The 17,813-nt window shown below is 33.0% G+C and carries 15 protein-coding genes; 8 read left to right on the forward strand and 7 right to left on the reverse strand.

Annotated elements, in window-relative coordinates; translation table 11 throughout:
- Positions 1–188 precede the first annotated feature (188 nt).
- From brnQ to COC46_RS05785, 5 genes are all read left to right on the forward strand, one after another.
- Positions 189–1,535 carry a branched-chain amino acid transport system II carrier protein gene (gene brnQ / locus COC46_RS05765; protein WP_098808789.1) on the forward strand — a complete coding sequence of 449 codons (1,347 nt, stop codon included), beginning with the start codon at positions 189–191 and terminating at the stop codon, positions 1,533–1,535.
- Positions 1,536–1,707: 172 nt separating this feature from the next.
- The gene (locus COC46_RS05770; protein WP_098808790.1) at positions 1,708–3,102 is read left to right on the forward strand and encodes an amino acid permease; all 1,395 of its coding nucleotides are present in this window, start codon (positions 1,708–1,710) and stop codon (positions 3,100–3,102) included.
- A 312-nt stretch (positions 3,103–3,414) separates the two neighbouring features.
- The gene (locus COC46_RS05775) at positions 3,415–3,762 is read left to right on the forward strand and encodes a DUF6054 family protein (RefSeq protein WP_098808791.1); all 348 of its coding nucleotides are present in this window, start codon (positions 3,415–3,417) and stop codon (positions 3,760–3,762) included.
- Positions 3,763–3,921: 159 nt separating this feature from the next.
- A complete protein-coding gene (locus COC46_RS05780; RefSeq protein ID WP_098808792.1) occupies positions 3,922–4,287 on the forward strand; it encodes a hypothetical protein in 366 nt (121 codons plus the stop codon).
- 41 nt (positions 4,288–4,328) lie between these two features.
- Positions 4,329–4,715: a hypothetical protein gene (locus tag COC46_RS05785; RefSeq protein ID WP_098808793.1), complete on the forward strand. Its 387-nt coding sequence runs from the start codon at positions 4,329–4,331 to the stop codon at positions 4,713–4,715.
- A gap of 84 nt (positions 4,716–4,799) precedes the next feature.
- Here COC46_RS05785 and COC46_RS22120 read toward each other — a convergent pair whose 3' ends face one another.
- Positions 4,800–6,152, reverse strand: a complete 1,353-nt coding sequence (locus tag COC46_RS22120; RefSeq protein ID WP_176545067.1) for a L,D-transpeptidase family protein — start codon at positions 6,150–6,152, stop codon at positions 4,800–4,802.
- 283 nt (positions 6,153–6,435) lie between these two features.
- On the opposite strand from COC46_RS22120, the gene COC46_RS05795 reads away from it, so the two are divergent.
- Complete coding sequence (locus COC46_RS05795) at positions 6,436–6,912, forward strand: GNAT family N-acetyltransferase (protein WP_098808794.1); 477 nt, start codon at positions 6,436–6,438, stop codon at positions 6,910–6,912.
- Between the two features lie 33 nt (positions 6,913–6,945).
- Here COC46_RS05795 and COC46_RS05800 read toward each other — a convergent pair whose 3' ends face one another.
- The 5 genes from COC46_RS05800 to COC46_RS05820 all read right to left on the reverse strand — a co-directional run bounded on the left by COC46_RS05800 (position 6,946) and on the right by COC46_RS05820 (position 13,119).
- Positions 6,946–8,655 carry a hypothetical protein gene (locus COC46_RS05800; RefSeq protein ID WP_098808795.1) on the reverse strand — a complete coding sequence of 570 codons (1,710 nt, stop codon included), beginning with the start codon at positions 8,653–8,655 and terminating at the stop codon, positions 6,946–6,948.
- A 643-nt stretch (positions 8,656–9,298) separates the two neighbouring features.
- The gene (gene pgmB, locus COC46_RS05805) at positions 9,299–9,961 is read right to left on the reverse strand and encodes a beta-phosphoglucomutase (RefSeq protein WP_098808796.1); all 663 of its coding nucleotides are present in this window, start codon (positions 9,959–9,961) and stop codon (positions 9,299–9,301) included.
- Between the two features lie 14 nt (positions 9,962–9,975).
- Positions 9,976–10,791, reverse strand: a complete 816-nt coding sequence (locus COC46_RS05810; RefSeq protein WP_098808838.1) for a carbohydrate ABC transporter permease — start codon at positions 10,789–10,791, stop codon at positions 9,976–9,978.
- A gap of 23 nt (positions 10,792–10,814) precedes the next feature.
- On the reverse strand, positions 10,815–11,762 hold the full coding sequence (locus COC46_RS05815) for a carbohydrate ABC transporter permease (protein WP_098808797.1): 948 nt from the start codon (positions 11,760–11,762) through the stop codon (positions 10,815–10,817).
- A 73-nt stretch (positions 11,763–11,835) separates the two neighbouring features.
- Entirely contained in the window at positions 11,836–13,119 is a 1,284-nt protein-coding gene (locus COC46_RS05820; protein ID WP_098808798.1) for an ABC transporter substrate-binding protein, read from the reverse strand.
- 293 nt (positions 13,120–13,412) lie between these two features.
- Between COC46_RS05820 and COC46_RS05825 the strand changes: the two genes are divergently transcribed.
- On the forward strand, positions 13,413–14,438 hold the full coding sequence (locus tag COC46_RS05825; protein ID WP_098808799.1) for a LacI family DNA-binding transcriptional regulator: 1,026 nt from the start codon (positions 13,413–13,415) through the stop codon (positions 14,436–14,438).
- A gap of 25 nt (positions 14,439–14,463) precedes the next feature.
- Here COC46_RS05825 and COC46_RS05830 read toward each other — a convergent pair whose 3' ends face one another.
- Positions 14,464–15,246, reverse strand: a complete 783-nt coding sequence (locus tag COC46_RS05830; protein ID WP_098808800.1) for a DUF1189 family protein — start codon at positions 15,244–15,246, stop codon at positions 14,464–14,466.
- A 158-nt stretch (positions 15,247–15,404) separates the two neighbouring features.
- Here COC46_RS05830 and COC46_RS05835 point away from each other — a divergent pair, with 158 nt between their 5' ends.
- Positions 15,405–17,771 carry a glycoside hydrolase family 65 protein gene (locus COC46_RS05835; protein ID WP_176545068.1) on the forward strand — a complete coding sequence of 789 codons (2,367 nt, stop codon included), beginning with the start codon at positions 15,405–15,407 and terminating at the stop codon, positions 17,769–17,771.
- The last annotated feature ends 42 nt before the right edge of the window (positions 17,772–17,813 follow it).

The raw sequence follows: 17,813 nt of genomic DNA on the forward strand, positions 1-17,813 counted from the left end.
TAGAATTATCTTACTAAAGAATCATTAACTTATTGAATTTGGTGAAAATGTGAGGTAAGATTGTTTGGTCTGAGAAATAATGTCAATGCAAAAGGGATACTTTAATACTATTGAATGGGAAAATAGAAATCTAATTTATCAAATTATTTTGGAAACTTTTTACAAATTATTAAGCGGAGTTGTTGTTTATGTCACCAAGAGTACCTAATACTTTTATAATTATTCTAGGTTTTATGTTATTTGCATTGTTTTTCGGAGCAGGAAATTTAATTTTCCCACCTATTCTTGGACAGTTAGCCGGAAAGAATGTATGGATTGCCAATGCAGGTTTTTTAGTAACTGGAGTTGGTTTACCGTTATTAGGTGTGACAGCGTTTGTCTTTTCAGGTGAAAAGAATTTACAATCTTTAGCTAGTCGTGTACATCCTGTTTTTGGTATCGTATTTACTACAATTCTTTATCTAGCTATTGGTCCTTTTTTCGCTATTCCTAGGTCAGGGAATGTATCGTTTGAAATTGGCGTAAAACCTTTTTTATCAAATGATCCAAGTCCTGTAGCATTATTCATATTTTCAATTTTATTTTTTACAGTTACATGCTTATTATCACTTAATCCTACAAAGATTATTGATGTAGTTGGAAAATTTCTGACTCCAATTAAAATAACTTTCATCGGATTGCTAGTCGTTGTAGCTATTGTTAATCCAATTGGTAAATTACAGGAGCCTTTCGAAGGGTACTCATCACATGTGTTTTTTAAAGGTTTTCAAGAAGGTTATTTAACGATGGATGCTCTCGTAGCTTTTGTTTTTGGTATTATTATTGTGAATGCAATTAAAGGAAAAGGTGTTACTTCTAAAAAACAGCTTATGGTTGTTTGTGGAAAATCGACGGCTATAGCTGCTTCACTTTTAGCAATTATCTATTCTGCTCTTTCTTATATGGGCGCATCGAGTGTTGAAAAACTTGGTCGAATGGAGAATGGTGCCGAAGTTTTAGCGAAGGTTTCAGACTATTATTTTGGTTCTTATGGGGGAATTATATTAGGGTTAATGATCACAGTGGCATGCTTGACCACGAGTGTAGGTCTAATCACTGCTTGTTCATCTTTCTTTAATGAATTATTTCCAGCCATTTCTTATAAAAAGATTGCAATCATAATGACTGTGTTTAGTACACTGATCGCAAATATAGGTTTAACACAATTAATTAAAGTATCAATACCTGTATTAACGACACTATATCCAATTGCCATATCTTTAATTTTCTTAACATTCTTACACTATAAATTTAAAGGTAGGTCAGAAGTTTATCAGGGCAGTTTGATCTTAACATTTATTGTAAGTCTATTGGATAGCTTAAACTCAGCTGGAATACACATTGAAGTCATTCATAATTTTTTCACTAAGTTTCTCCCTATGTATAGTTTAGGTTTAGGTTGGATGGTTCCAGCTATTATAGGTGGTATAGGTGGTTATTATGTTAGTGTATTATGGAAAAAAGATGATTCTAGTCCACTTCGAAAAGTAGGTTAATCAACTAATTGCCAATAATAATAGAAAAATAAAGAAACTTTTTAACTGTAAGGTATGTTGCTTAACAATGATTTTAGGGATCAGTTTTTTTGATAGATAAAAAAGTGACACTAGTTTCATTGTTTCAAACAAAATAGAGATTATAGTATTTTATTTTTGGGGAGGAAATAGTATGGCACAAAAGGAATTGAAGAGAGGCCTCGGAGCGCGTCACATACAGATGATCGCTTTGGGCGGTACAATTGGTGTAGGTTTATTTATGGGCTCAACGAGTACAATTCAGTGGACAGGTCCATCAGTAATGCTTGCTTATGCAATTTCGGGTATGTTTATTTTCTTTATTATGCGTGCAATGGGTGAAATGTTGTATTTAGAACCAAGTACAGGTTCATTTGCTACATTTGGACATAAATATATCCATCCTTTAGCTGGGTATATGACTGCATGGAGTAACTGGTTCCAGTGGGTTATTGTTGGAATGTCAGAAATTATCGCGGTTGGAGCATACATGAAGTTCTGGTTTCCTGACCTACCAGCTTGGATTCCGGGTATGATTGCAATTGTAATTCTTGGAGCAGCGAATTTAATTTCTGTTAAATCATTTGGTGAATTTGAATTTTGGTTTGCAATGATTAAAATCGTTACAATTTTATTAATGATTATTGCAGGTTTTGGTTTAATTTTCTTTGGCCTTGGTAACGGTGGAGATGCGATTGGATTATCTAACTTATGGGAAAATGGTGGCTTCTTTACAGGTGGCTGGTCTGGATTCTTCTTTGCACTATCACTTGTTGTTGGAGCTTATCAAGGTGTTGAATTAATTGGTATTACAGCTGGAGAAGCAGAAAATCCGAAAAAAACATTAAGAGATGCGACTCAAAGTACAATTTGGCGTATTTTAATCTTCTATATTGGTGCGATTTTTGTAATTGTAACAGTTTATCCATGGAATGAGCTAAATACAATTGGAAGCCCGTTTGTTGTAACGTTTGCTAAAGTTGGTATTACAGCAGCGGCTGGTATTATTAACTTCGTAGTAATCACAGCTGCAATGTCAGGCTGTAACAGTGGTATTTATAGTGCAGGACGTATGCTTTATACATTAGGAGTAAACGGACAAGCACCAAAATATTTTGCAAAAATCTCAAATAACGGAGTGCCTTTATTTGGTACGATTGGTGTTCTTATTGGTTTAGTAGTTGGTGTTATCTTAAACTTCATTGCACCTAAAAACTTATTCGTATATGTATACAGTGCAAGTGTACTTCCTGGTATGATTCCATGGTTTGTCATTCTAATTAGTCATATTCGATTCAGAAAAGCAAAGGGATCTGAAATTGATGATCATCCATTTAAAATGCCATTTGCTCCTTTTACGAACTATTTAACATTGGCTTACTTAGTTCTTGTATTAATCGGAATGTGGTTTAATGACGACACACGAGTTTCACTTATTGTAGGTATTATTTTCTTAGCAATTGTTGCGATTAGTTTTTATGCTTTTGGTATTGGAAAACGAGTACCATTAGATGAACAAACAGATAATAAAATAACTAAAATTAACTAATTCAATGGATTAGTTGAAGAATGAAAAGAGGGTGATCATTATGATCATCCTCTATTTTTCTTTATACTAAGATGGTTCAATTATTAGATGCTTAAGTTTAGCTTTTATGATTTTTGGGTTAATTAATATATTAAAAGGCTAGATTTATCGATATACAAATATAGAAGACCGAGAGACTACACGTGGAAATATAGGCTAATCTGCTTTGGAAACTTAAAGGAAATAGTTGTTATAATTAACTGAAAATAGATGATTTGGTCAATTTATATTAAATTTACTTATCGATCTAATTATTGGAGGAGAAGGCATCATATGAAACATTACTTAGAATTAACTGTAAATATAAAGCCAATGCAAGGATGTCAACGTATTTTAGAGGACGAAGATTTAAAATCTAATTTAATTTTTCAAGACTATAAAGCTGCTGGAGAGAAAGAAATTGTTATACTAGTATTTCAAAAATTCTTCTTTAGAAACAATAGTACAGCCACGTTGACAGTTACCATTGATAATTTTAATGATGTGACATATGTTAAGTGTATTTCCTCAGGTAATGGTGAAGGATTATTTGACTTTGGTTGGGGAGCAGGGAAAAGTTTTATTAGACCTATAAGGGAAATGCTGGCAGCTAATATAATGGAAATAATTGAGGATAATTAATGTTTGTATGTAAGTGTATTTGTGAGTCTTTAATATTGCTACAGCGGACTTTTCTATTTCATTAATTGGTAATATATATTCAAATAATAATTTAATAATTAAACACCCTTTCTTTTATTAAATCTTTATAATAGTAATTAAGGAAAGGGTGTTATTTTTATGAAAAAGATATTTCTAGCAATTATTGTTTCTATTGTACTACTTAATCTTGCTCATTTTATTATAGTTCCTGAATTCCGAGCTGAAGAAAACCTTGCGTATGCAGAAGGGGGATTCTATTTGCTTATGGCATATATGAGCTTTATTGGTTATGTGGTTATCGGAGTTCCAACAACACTAATAATCGATTTTATTGTTAAGAGAACACCAAAAAAAAAGTGGTATTATGATTACTTAATTCAATTATTATTGTTTTCGATCCCTGTGGTTGTTGTGCCAGCTTTAGCACTGTTTGTCTATCCGTATTTTCATTTATTATTCATTTTTAGACTAATGAATGGTGGTTTGAAATTTAAAACAAATTGATGTGAAAATATCATAACATTAAAAATAAACAGGAGATATAAATGTATAATACATATAAAAAATTATTTAATGAATATGTAAAAGAGCTAGATAATGCTGTTTCGTGTGAAGAAGATAAATTGGATTCGATTAGAGAAGAGATGTTAATTGAAGGAAAATCAGAAGAAGAGATTGAGAAATTTATAATTGGAAATTTTGATCCTATATGCTGCTCAGGTAGGGTTATTACTGTGTTCAGGAAATATTGGTTAAAGTGCAATGCATTAAATGTAAATAACCAAAAACTTGGTTCTGACGAATATGTTAATCCAAAAGTCTTTACAATTGACTGGCTTTCAAATGATGGGGATCCGTATGAATTATTTAAATTAATGAATGGTTTGCCTTACTATCCAATTGGAATTGATGAAAATGGCGACTATTGTTAGTATTCATTTTTACACATAGCTATATAAAGAAAGAGGCGTCCCTTAGTCACAAAAACTGACTAAAGAAACAGCCTCTTTCTTTACCTATACAATCGATATACCATAAGATTGCGCAATTGCCACATTAGAATTAGAAGATTTAGCAATAATAACAGTAGTTCCAACTTTAATTTGCTCAAATAACCATTGAATATCACTATTATGCATGCGAACACAACCTGAACTTACTGAACTTCCTATGGAACTTTCATTACTGTTTCCATGGATACCATATGCAGCACCTACGCTTAGTCCCATCCAACGTTTACCTAGTGGATTTCGAGGATCGCCTCCAGGAATATTCCCTTTGTACCATGGGCGGTTCTTAATTTTGTTTACGATTGTAAACTTTCCAGTAGGTGTTGGAGTTGACGACTTGCCTGTTGCAACATTAAAGCTTTTAATGATTTTGCCATTATGATAGTAAGTTAATTTATTTGTATTTGTATTAATCATAATCAGTTGTCCAGTTGATAATGATGTATTATGTTTAACTGTATCTTGTACTACCGGTGGAGTGTAGTGCGATACACGTACTGTTAATGGTTTACTTTGATTATTACTCTTGTCACCAACGATTACTTTTATAAATGAATTCGCTTTTTGTTTTCCAATTTTCACATTGAAGTTTCCTGATGAGCTAACGATACTTTGACCGATTAGTGTTTCATTCATATAAACTTTTACAGATGCAGAAGGTTCAGATTTTCCATTAACAAACTGTGATTGGTCTGTTACAGCAGATACAGAAGAAATGGATGGTGCAATCGTATCCTTTACAATAATCGAAGTAGGTTTACTTTTAATTCCTTCACTTACTCCAATGATGGTTAACTTAGTATATTCTTTGAATGGTTTTATTACATAGTTGTATTCACCGTTTTCATTTGTTTTTACTGTGTTAATTAAAGTAGAATCTTTATACACTTCCACATGGCTATTTGATAAAAATGATCCATTAATCGATGTTGATTGATTTGTGACTTGATCAATGATCGGAGTCGGTAAATCTAAAATAGTGAACTTGATTTTTTTATCAGAGATTACTAGATTTTTATGATCTAATTTAATTGAATTAAGTTTATAGTTACCTTTTGTGAATGAACTTGTGATCTTTATTTTTCCTGAAAATTGGTGTGCTGATGTTTTTGATAAAGAAATATGTTTCTGATTTGTACCATTTAAAAATGTTAACGAAACTGTTTCAACATTTTTTTTCGTTGTTAAACTTACATCAATTGTCTGACCGTAAGTAGACTCGGAAGTGTTTAAACTTAGATTTTCTATATTATGAGAGAACTCATTGCCGTTAAAACCTAGCTTAAACGTTGTTGCATTGGCTGTTGGTAAGAGAATTAAAAACATTCCCAAAAGTATCCATATTATCTTATTAGACATGGTCTCTCTCCTTAGTAAAATTAGAATTAAATAATTAAAATTGCTATTAAAAGATTGATTTTTCCCCTATATCACTCTCCTGAAATCTTATATTTGTATCTTACTTTTTAGTTGTATCTAACTTGAACACAGGATGTTTCTAACTTGTAAACAATTTATTTTTGTAACAAAAAAACTTCAAGAAAAATGCCAACATTAAATACTCGGCATTTTTCTTGAAGGATTGTTTCCAATGGAGCGCTTTAATAATATAATAAATGTTAAAACAACAGAGGTGAGCTGCATGGAGATTCGTATCCGCAATGCAAATGAAGAAGATTACAACTCATTATTATCTTTATTTAGACAAGTTCATGATTTGCATGTATTTGAACGACCTGATCTATACAAGGAGAACTCGACTCCGGTGGGGGAAGAGGATTTTACGAATCAACTAAAAGATGATAAGCAACATATTTACGTGGCTACTCTAGATACTGAAATAGTAGGTGTAGCTGTTTTAAAGGAAGAGGAAGTAGTTGAAAATTCATTTGTAAACACGAGGAAAATCTTACTTGTAAATAGTTTATGTGTTGATGATGCGAGTAGGAAAAAGGGGATTGGAAGAAAACTTATGCAGTTTGTTTTTGACTTCGCAAGAGAATTGAATGTAGATAGTATTGAATTGGGCGTTTCAGAAAGTAATCAAAATGCAATCCATTTCTACGAGTCAATTGGAATGACGACAAAAAATAGAAAAATGGAGTTACGATTAAGTTAAGAAAAGAGATGCCAATAACGGCATCTCTTTTTGTTATTGTTGCTGGATATGCGGTTGTTCTTTTAAATGATCCGTTAATTGATCTACAACAAATGCGAATTCATCGTAAGCCACACATTCTAATGGGAATTCAAGTGCAACTTTGTTTTGTTTGTTGTAAATGGCTACAACTTTGGAACGACGGTCAAGAAGTCTTGTTTTCATATTCGATTTTTGAATTGTTATTTTTTTGATGTCTTCTAGTAAGATTTGAGAATGCGCATCCTTCTCGGTATATCGTACAACATTCCCAACGATTTCGATTTTCTTTTTTAATAGTTTGTTTTTATAAACATGATATGAAACGATTAAAGCTGCAAATAAAGTTGTTAATGTGATGTATACTGGGTCCATTGTAGAGAATGCTTGATAGCCTCTATAAGCAAGTAGGACGTACCAAACGTAGTACCATTTACTTAGTTTTGGTGTACCTTCGTAGTAAACAGTTGAAGCATCTTCTTCCTTTTCATTCTCCCTTTTGTGCATAAATAGTTGTATATGCTCTTCGATTGATTTGTCACTGAACTGTCCATCTTCTAAATAAGTACCTTCCCACATATGAACAGAGTCATCTTCTTCCTCTAGCGCATATGCACCTACCCATGCTGGAATGACTTGATCATCATATGAAACGGAAGCTAAATAATAACGGATCGGTTGGTTATATGAATTTTCAATATCCAATGGTTTAATTAACTCGATTTTTTCAGGTACAAACTCATGTTCATGCACGATATATTGAAACAAGTGACTTTTAGCGAAATATTCTTGTTTGTACTCTTTAATAGGGAATAAGTGTTCCTTACGAATTCTAAGTATTTCCCAGTAAAAGTATTCTGTTGATTCTAAATTCGTTGCACAGTCCAATAGAAGTTCTTTTGGTACCTCAATGTTTCTTTGAAGAGCGGTGATAATCGCACTAGTTCGGATAAACGGGTCAGGAAATGACATTGCTTCTTTTATAAATGGTGTCATCTCTTCATAAAAGTAATACTCCATTAAAGATAGGTAGATTGACATGATCATACGTTGTTGTAAATAGTTGTCTTTCCATGAGGCATATACAAACTTAATATTATAATCATTTTGATAAGGTAGAATTTCTTCTATTTGCTTTTGATAATCGACTAATAACAAAGGCGCGATGTATTTTGGTTTGAAACGGTCTAGATAACCTTTATCTAAACAGAATGACAACAATCGATAGAAAGTAGTTTTATATTTTTCTACTTCAAATAATTGAGTATGTTTGTCTAGTAGTTTAATCATTATGGCAGGATTGTCGTATAGTACATCAAGTGGTAAAACAACTTGATTGTTTTGAATATCTTGTTCTATTAAATCTAGGATTGCTATTTCGTGCTCTTCTCCTTCAAAAGAGGTTATGTATCGAAATACTTCTTCTTTAGCAGCCTGACTATATTCAGGATAATATTTTATTAAGCACTCGATTAATTCAGGTAGCTGGAAATGAGTAATGAAGTTGATCAGATGGTAACTAGGTTCATCCCATTCTTTAATTGGCTTTGGATATTGATAAGCAGCTTCTTTTGCTAACCATTCTAAAGTTAATAAATTTAATTGAAGATCATCTTCTACTTCTGATAGTTCGATTAATACATGAATTGCATTTGAACGAATTGCTATATCTGTATTTTTTAAATCTTCGACGATTCGTTTCAGTTGTGATTTATAATTTGACACAATACTCCTCCGATATCTAGTTGTAAATTTACATTTGTTTTCTAACAATAGTTTAATTTTATTAAAAATATTTACATATAGCTACTATTAATTACTAGAAAGATAGCGAGTTTTTAGCTGTATATTGATGGTTTGAATATATTAAAAATCAAAACTTTAAAGTTGGTAGGGTGTTTTAGATAAACTAGTAGAGGATATTACAAAATGCGATTACGTTCTTATCAATTAAAGAAGAAGTTGATCATGAGAACATTGGATTAATCGGATGGGGGATGGGGGATGGGTGCATCTAACGTGAGTGAGTACGACTTAAAATAAAACTATTTTATATGCTTGAAGTTTGAGTAGACCAAATCAAATAATGATTTGGTCTTAATTCAAATCTTTATAGCTGAACTTTTACTTTATATCGATAAAAACATTGTTTACATTGTCTGTACTCTAGTCGATAATGTCCTAAGACAGCACAATTAATGAGAGCATAAGATTTTGAATTACATTTTGGACACATAGGATAATCTCCTTTTCTGGTTAGTAAGGATATTTCAACCATAAAAACGAGAAAGGTCAAGTATCTTTATATATTTCTACTAATAATAATTTTTCTACTAAAGATATTATTTACAATGCAGCTTCTATATCATTAAAAATAGTAATCAATTACCCGATTTATATCAATTTCTTTTGTTGAATTAAGTACCAGATTAGCTCGACTAAGAATATCCCTACTCCCAATCCCAACCGAAAACATCCCAGCACAATTAATCGCCTCAACCCCAGCAACAGAATCCTCAATCCCAACACACCGATCAGGAGAGACACCTAAAGCCTCAGCAGCCCTCAAAAACACCTCCGGACCAGGCTTTGAATTCTTCACAGTCGCCGCATCCACAATATGATCAAAGTAATGACCAATCTCCAATTTATCGACAACCAAAAATGCATTTCTCGAAGCCGAAGCCATACCAATTTTCAAACCTGCTAATCTTAATTCCTTCAAAAATTCCTCAATACCAGGTAGCAGATCCTTAGGTGTAATTTCCTGTAACAACTCTACATAATGACGATTCTTCTTAGTTGCCAACTCATCTTTTTCCTCAGCACTAAAATCATTCTGCCTATTACCAAGCTCAAGAATCCTCTCCAAAGACTCCGTTCGACTAACCCCTTTCAACGTTTCGTTAAACTCCCGATCAATTTTAATCCCTAAATCATCCGCAAGCTTTTTCCAAGCAATATAATGAAACTCAGCTGTATCCGTAATAACACCATCAAGATCAAATATTACTGCCTCTATTTTTGCCATAAAAATACCTCCATTTACTTATCACTGCCGACCCTAAAGCCTTGCATGAAATAACGGTTTAATAGAATGTAAATAATAATAATAGGAATAATCGAAACGACCGAAGCAGCCATTATGTAATTCCACTGAGTGGCGTTTTGACTTTGAAATGATTGAAGTCCAAGCGTTAATGTGTATTTATGTGGTGAAGTAATATAAAGCAATGGCTTCATGAATTCATTCCAAAATGCTAAAAATACAAACACAGCTTGAGTCGCAACGGATGCTCTTGCAACCGGGAATACGACTCTCCAAAACGTCCCAAATTTACTAAGCCCTTCAACATAGGCAGCTTCTTCAATCTCTTTAGGGAAGTTCACGAAGAATTGTCTCATCATAAAAATATAGGCGAAGTTAATCGCACCTGGAATGATTAATGAAGAATAGTTATCAAGTAATCCAAGTGATTTCATGATGAGATAGTTTGGTATTAATAAGATTTGTCCAGGCACCATCATTAAAGCTAAGATTAATAGAAAAATATAGTGTCTACCTGGAAAGCGAATTCTAGCCAGTGCATAGCCGGACATTGTGTTTAGAATGACATTTACAATCATTCCAATCGTAGCGATTAAGAATGAATTGAAAATCCATCTAGTAAATAATGGGTCTCTCGTGAATATATATTTGAAATTATCAAAAGTAGGTTCGTTTGGTAGTAAGGATAGCCCCCCACCAACAATTTCTTTGTATGGCTTGAATGCTGCTAGAACTGCCCAAAGGAATGGGTAAAGTGTGACTAGTGCATAGATGATGAGAATGGTATAGGTTAATACTCTAGTGAATTTCATTTTCTTCAACACTTTTCACTCCTTTAATAGAAAGATTCTTCTTTGTTTAATTTACGGGCAAGCATTGAAACGACAAAGATAATGACTGTTAATAGTATTGCTAGAGTGGATGCATAACCCATTGTGCCAATTGTTTTAAATGCATATTGATAGATTATGAGTGAAAAGGTCAGGGTTGCATTACTTGGGCCACCGGATCCGCCTGATATGATATAAGCTTGGTCGAATAATTGGAATGTCCCAATAATTCCCATCAATAGTACATAGTTTGTGATAGGTGTTAAGTTTGGAATTGTAATTTTAATTAGTTTTTGCCAAGCATTTGCCCCGTCAATCTCTGCTGATTCGTATAGAGAATGAGGGATGTCTTGGAGGCCTGCTAGATAAATCGTCATAAAGAAAGGGACAGTTGACCAAATATTCATGATCATAATCGTAGTTAATGCAAAGTTCGTTTCATTGATAAAGTTAACTGGTTCAGCTAGAATGCCAATTTTGACGAGTAAATTATTAAATGGGCCATTAAGGCTGAATAAGAACATAAAGATCATTGTTAGTGCGGAACTAGAAGTAAGGGTAGGTAAGAAAAAAATCGTTCTAAATGTTTTTTGAAATTTTATGCCAGAATTAAGTACAGAGGCAATAACAAGTGAAACTGCGGTTTGAATCGGTACGACAAACACTACATATCGCAACGTGTTTTTGAACGCGATCCACAATCTCTCATCTTTTAAGGCATTTGTATAATTCTTAAAACCAACCCAATCATAGCTAATTCCACCGAATAAATTTACTTTTGTGAAGGATAGAAACAGGGAATATAAAACTGGTAATAATGTAAAAACGAGCAGTATGATTAATGTTGGAAGCATAAATCCATAACCTTGAATCGATTCATGGACTTTATATTTATTTTTTGCTCTTCTTGGCTCTGAACGTTTAGGTGAACTGGACTCGGTACTAGTCATCATAAACTCCTTTACTTTTATTTTTTAAAAGGGAGAGGGGACTGACTTTTAAATCCGTCCCCAAGTGATTTTTTAATTACTTATTTAATTGGATTTTAATATCTTTATTTGCAGCGTCTTCTGCTTTTTTCATTGCTTCTTGAATAGTCATTTCACCTTTTAATGCAGATGGAAGCATATTATTGTATTCGCGTGCGATGATTGAAAGGGTGTCACCTTTTTGCCATGGTGTTGCGTATGTACCAGCGGCAATAAATGGACTAAGGATTTTATCTTCACCAAATTTTAATTCCTCCGAAACTGATTTTCTTGATGGTAAAGTTCTAGTACCTTCAGACCAAATTTTCATTCCTTTTTTGCCAGTTGTGTATTTGATGAATTCCCAAGCAGCGTCTTTTTCTTTTGAGTTTGCGTTCATTGAGTAACTCACTGTGAACATCATTGATCCGTTTTTATCATTAATCTTAGGGACTTCTTTTGTACCGTATTTTACATCTGGGAAGTTTTGATTTAAGTGAGCAATTGCCCAATTTCCTTCAACCATTAGAGCTGTTTTTCCTGCTCCAAATGAATCACCAGACCAGCCTTGTCCAAGGTCAGCAGGTCGTTTAATCGATCCTTCTTTGTATGCTTTTATGAGTGGCTCAATTGCTGCGATTTGGTCAGCTTTCGTTAAAACAGCATAGCCTTTGTCATCGGTAATATCTGTACCATTTGATTGAAGAATAAATAGGTGACGTGCTAACTCTGCAGCTGTTGTACCAGCTGATACGCCTTTTGGAAGTTTTTGCTGTAAACTTTTTAGAAACTCAGGTAATTGACTAGAATCGGTTGGAATATCGTCAGGAGTAATTCCTGCTTTCATAAGTAAGTCTTCATTGTAATATAGTCCCAAAGTTGAGAAGTCCTTTGGAACCCCATATTGCTTTCCATCTTTGCCAGTGAAAGCATCAAAAGCAGGTTTGAAGAAATCATCCTTATTAAAGTCTTTTGTTTTATCGATGTAGCGATCTAGCGGTTCAAAAACACCTTGCGCCGATAATTCAGGAACTAACATTGAATCAACATAAAATACATCTGGAGCTGTACCACCAATTAAATCAGTTTGTAACTGTGTAGCATAGTCATTGTAAATTTTCTTTTGCACTTTGATTCCAGTATCTTTTTCAAAACTTTTTAGAATTTTATCCCAAGTCGTTACTTCAGCTTCTGTACCTTTCCATGAACCAACAGAGATTGTTTTACCTTTTAAGGTCGAACCAGTTTCACTAGTTTCGTCGTTATTTTTGTTTCCGCACCCAGCAGAAACTAGGAGCATGGATGATAATAAGACCGTTGTTGCAGGTTTCAAAAATTTCATTAAGAATACCTCCTAAAATAGTAATTTAGTAAAAATTTACTTGCTTAACATTGTGTGGTTGAAAACGCAAACAATGAGGTTAAGCAACTTCATTATATATCCGAAACGTTTTGGAATTTTTGTAAATATTTGTCTAAATTTTTACAAAATGAAATAGAGAAGATTGAAGAATCGTGTTAATTCATTTATTCTATAAGTATAGAAACGAGAAATTAGTAAAGTTTACTGAATCGAAACCTTTAGGTAAATTTACATAAAATAAATAGATTAAATTGAAAAGAGAGTGTTATTCATTGGCAATTACATTAAAAGATATTTCAAAAGCTACTGGATTTTCAATTACGACAGTTTCACGTGCACTAAATGGATATTCTGATGTGAATGAAGAAACAAGAGTTAAAATATTCCAAGTTGCAGATGAGCTAGGATATAGCCCGAATATATTAGCCCGTAGTTTAGTAATGAAACAATCGAAGACAATTGGGTTTATCGTATCGGATATAAAACGTGAGAGTATTAAGGATCAATTTATGTTTGAAATATTATGTGGCGTATCAGATTTCCTCGCAAAAACTGAATATGAATTTGTTTTATTAAGTACGACAACAACAAAACAAAAGAATAAAACATATAAACAAATCTGTGCTGAAAGACAGTTGGATGGGGTCATCATTCAAGGGTTAAAAATGAATGATCCGTATTTAGAAGAAGCTGTAAATAGTCAGACACCTTGCGTTCTAATTGATATACCATGTGACGGAGAGAAAAACGGATTTGTCACTTCAAATCAGTATGAAAGTGCTAAAAATGCAGTAAAATACTTAATTCGAGTCGGGCATAAAAACATCGCTTTTATAAACGGAACCGAATATGCTCATGTTAGTACAGTTCGAAAACAAGCATATGAGGCGGCAATAAAGGAAAATAGGATTGAATTTCGTGAAGAACTGATTGTTAATGGTGATTTTGAAGAAGAAAAGGCCAAACAAGAAATGATTAAATTACTTTTGAATCATCCCGACATTACTGCTGTTTTTTGTGCAAGTGATGTGATGGCACTTGGGGCATTGCATGCAGCAAGAGAATTGAAAATAGCTGTTCCTGAACAATTATCAATTATTGGTTTTGATAATATTTTAATCTCTCAATATGTGACGCCAAAGTTAACAACTATCGGGCAATATCCTTATAAAATGGGAGTTGCTGCAGCTAATATGTTGATTGATATTTTTGAAGGAAAAGAATCAGAAAGAGTCATTGAAGTGAAGAATGATTTAATTTTAAGGGAATCTGTAGCAACGGTAAAAAAAGGAGATTGATTTTTTTAAATCAATCTCCTTTTTATCATGATGCTTGATTAACTATTTCTTCTGAAGTTTGAATATGTCTTATGGACAAAATGGTAAAGAGGGCGACTGCAATCCAATAAATTGTTGTTAAGATTGGGATGGAGAATCCTAATAGATCAAATAAAGTTCTAACGACAATTGGAGCAGTTATTCCGTAACATGTTATGTTCCAAACTTCTTTATATGTAATTGGCAGGAGCTTTTTGAAACTACTTCCAGCTATGGCTAGTATGCTGACTAGAACAAAATGTATGAGCAAGTCCAAAAACAACTGAACATATAGATATATTGGAGCAAAAGTTTTTATTGTTTGATCTAGATCTTTACTAATATGAATCAGGTCTTTCTTCGTTAATTCTTCGTTATTTTTTAGAAACGGAAATTTTTCGTAATCTAATTTTTTAGTAGGAAAACCAACTCGACCAATCGACCATCCCTCCTTACCTATACAAATCAAATTTTTAAACCCTTGAATACCTGTTAGTGAACTTGTTTCACCTAAAACGATGACAGTATCAATTTGTGGTAATTGAATAGCCCATTTCTCATTTAACGATGAAGCCCCGCTTTTATTGATCATGTAGCTATCGGGTAAATTGTGAATTTGTTTAGCAATCGACTCTGATTTTGAAAGTTTCATGGCAGCAATAATAGAACCCGAAAGTAAAATCAAAATGACTAAATAAAAGAGAGATTTCCAAAAAGATTGAAACCGAAAACTTACGATTTTTGAAAATTGAAAGCCTAAACTAGCAATAAATTGATCAACTAGACTCATAATTTTTTCACTACTTTCCGAAACGTTTTATTTGTTAATAATTTAAATATATAGCAGTAAAATTTAAAAAGTTCAATAAATATCCATTGTTATTCCAAAACGTTTTGATTAATATGAAATTAAAATTTTACGATTAATTTAAAGTTAGGAGTAGGGCGATGAGTAATAGGATAATGGATTATCAAAGTGGTTCTAGTGAATACAAGAATTGGATGATTACAGAAACGGAATTTCATCCTGGGTATTTAGGGAAATGTGAAGCTATTTTTGCTTTAGGAAATGGCTACATGGGTCAGCGTGCAGCGATGGAGGAACGTTATGTAAATGAAACACGTAATTTATTTGTTGCTGGTACGTTTAATAAGTTTGATGAAAACGAGGTAACTGAGCTACCAAATGCGGCAGATGTGCTTTGGTTTGAATTGAAATTAAATAATGAAGTTTTTAGTTTACAGGAAGGGAAAATCGTTGAATATAAACGTTCATTGAATCTTAAAAATGCAGAATTAGTTCGTAAAGTTACTTGGGTTTCACCTTTAGGTAGTGTTTTTGAAATCGTATTTAAGCGGTTTATCTCATTGGATGATCTCCATGTAATTGCTCAAAGAGTTGAAATTAAACCATTAACTAATTGTGCTGAGATAGTCGTAACTTCAGGAATCAATGCACAAGTGACGAATAGCGGTGCACAGCATTTTACTGAAGGGGAAAAACGTTTGTATGATGGAAAGTACATGCAATTAGTGCAATCGACAACTGAATCTAAAATTGATTTCGTTTTTAATTCTTATCATTCAGTGAAATTAGGGCATCAAGAAATTGAAAATGAAGCTAATATTTCAATAGAGAGGCGTAAAATATTTCAAGAATTTACCCCAATAAAAGTGAAGAACTGTGAAACGGTTGTAATTGAAAAAATTACAAATGTATTTACTAGTCGAGATAAAGAATGGCCAAAAGAGGAATATAACTTAGAGCGTTTAAAGAATACATCATTAATTCATATAAAAGAATTAGCAACAAAAAGTTATGATGAATTATTTCATTCCCACGTAAAAGCGTGGAAAGAAAAAGTTTGGGATCATACTCCAATTACGATCTATTCAAAAAATGAGTTTGATCAATTGGCAATTCGATTTGCACAGTATCATTTGACTGTATCAACACCAGTGCATGATAACCGTATGAATATTGGAGCAAAGGGATTAACAGGTGAGGGATATAAAGGTCATACATTCTGGGATACGGAAATATTTATTCTGCCTTATTTTATTTATACTGATCCAGAAAAAGCTAGGAGTTTGCTAGAGTATCGGTATTTAACGATTGATGGTGCTCGGAAGAAAGCGTTGGAAAATGGATATGAAGGTGCGATGTATCCGTGGGAATCTGCTTGGTTAGAAGATGGTGAGGTAACTCCGGTTTGGGGTGCAGCGGATATTATAACAGGAGAAGCTACAAAGATTTGGTCTGGTTTTATTGAGCAGCATATTACAGCGGATATTGCTTACGCTACTTGGCAATATTTCCAAGTAACAAATGATATTGATTTTATGAAGAAGTATGGATATGAGATTATCTTTGATACGGCAATATTCTGGTCTTCCCGTTTAGAATGGAATGAAGAAAAACAGGAATACCATATTAATCAAGTTGTTGGGCCTGATGAATATAAGGAACATGTAGACAATAATGCATTTACGAATTATATGGCTTATTGGAATATAAAGAAGGCAATGGAGTATTACATTGAGCTTAAGAATAGTGAACCGCTTTTATTTTCTGAGCTTAATATAAAATTAGATTTGGGAGTGAACTTTTTAATTTGGGATAAAAAGGTAGGGAATATTTACTTACCAAGTCCACGTAATGAGGATCTCGTAATTCCTCAGGATGATACCTATTTATCGTTAAAAACGATTGATTTGTCTAAATATAAGAATCAAGAAAATATAGGTTCAATGTTTAAGGATTATAATCTTGAACAAGTAAATCAAATTCAAGTTTCAAAACAAGCTGATATTATGATTTTGTTTTACTTGTTGGAAGATTTATTTGATCACAACGTAAAGAGAGCGAACTGGAGCTATTATGAACCAAAGACATTGCATGATTCTTCATTATCTTTATCTACTCATTGTGTGTTGGCTTGTGATATGAAAGAGGATCAAATGGCATATGACCTTTTCAAGCGTGCAGCAAAAATCGATCTTGGACCTAATATGAAGACGAGCGATCATGGGATTCATGCTGCATCATTAGGTGGAATTTGGCAATGTGTAGTGAATGGATTTGGGGGAGTTCGTATGTTGGATGGGGAGTTAAGAGTTTCGCCAAGAATTCCAATTGAATGGGAGAGTTTAGAATTTACGTTTAATTGGCATGGGGATGAGTTAAGGGTCAGAGCTACTAGGGATGAGTTATTGATTGAGAAAGTTACTTTTGTTAATGAGTTTATTAGATTGCGAGTTTTTGATGAGGAGTATGTATTGAAGAGTAGGGTTTATGTACGTGTGAATCACTAATTAAATATAATTTAGTAGAGATCTAATCTCGCAATAAATTAT

Origin of the sequence: Bacillus sp. AFS041924 (genome assembly GCF_002577195.1) — a bacterium.
Taxonomy (GTDB): domain Bacteria; phylum Bacillota; class Bacilli; order Bacillales; family Bacillaceae_G; genus Gottfriedia.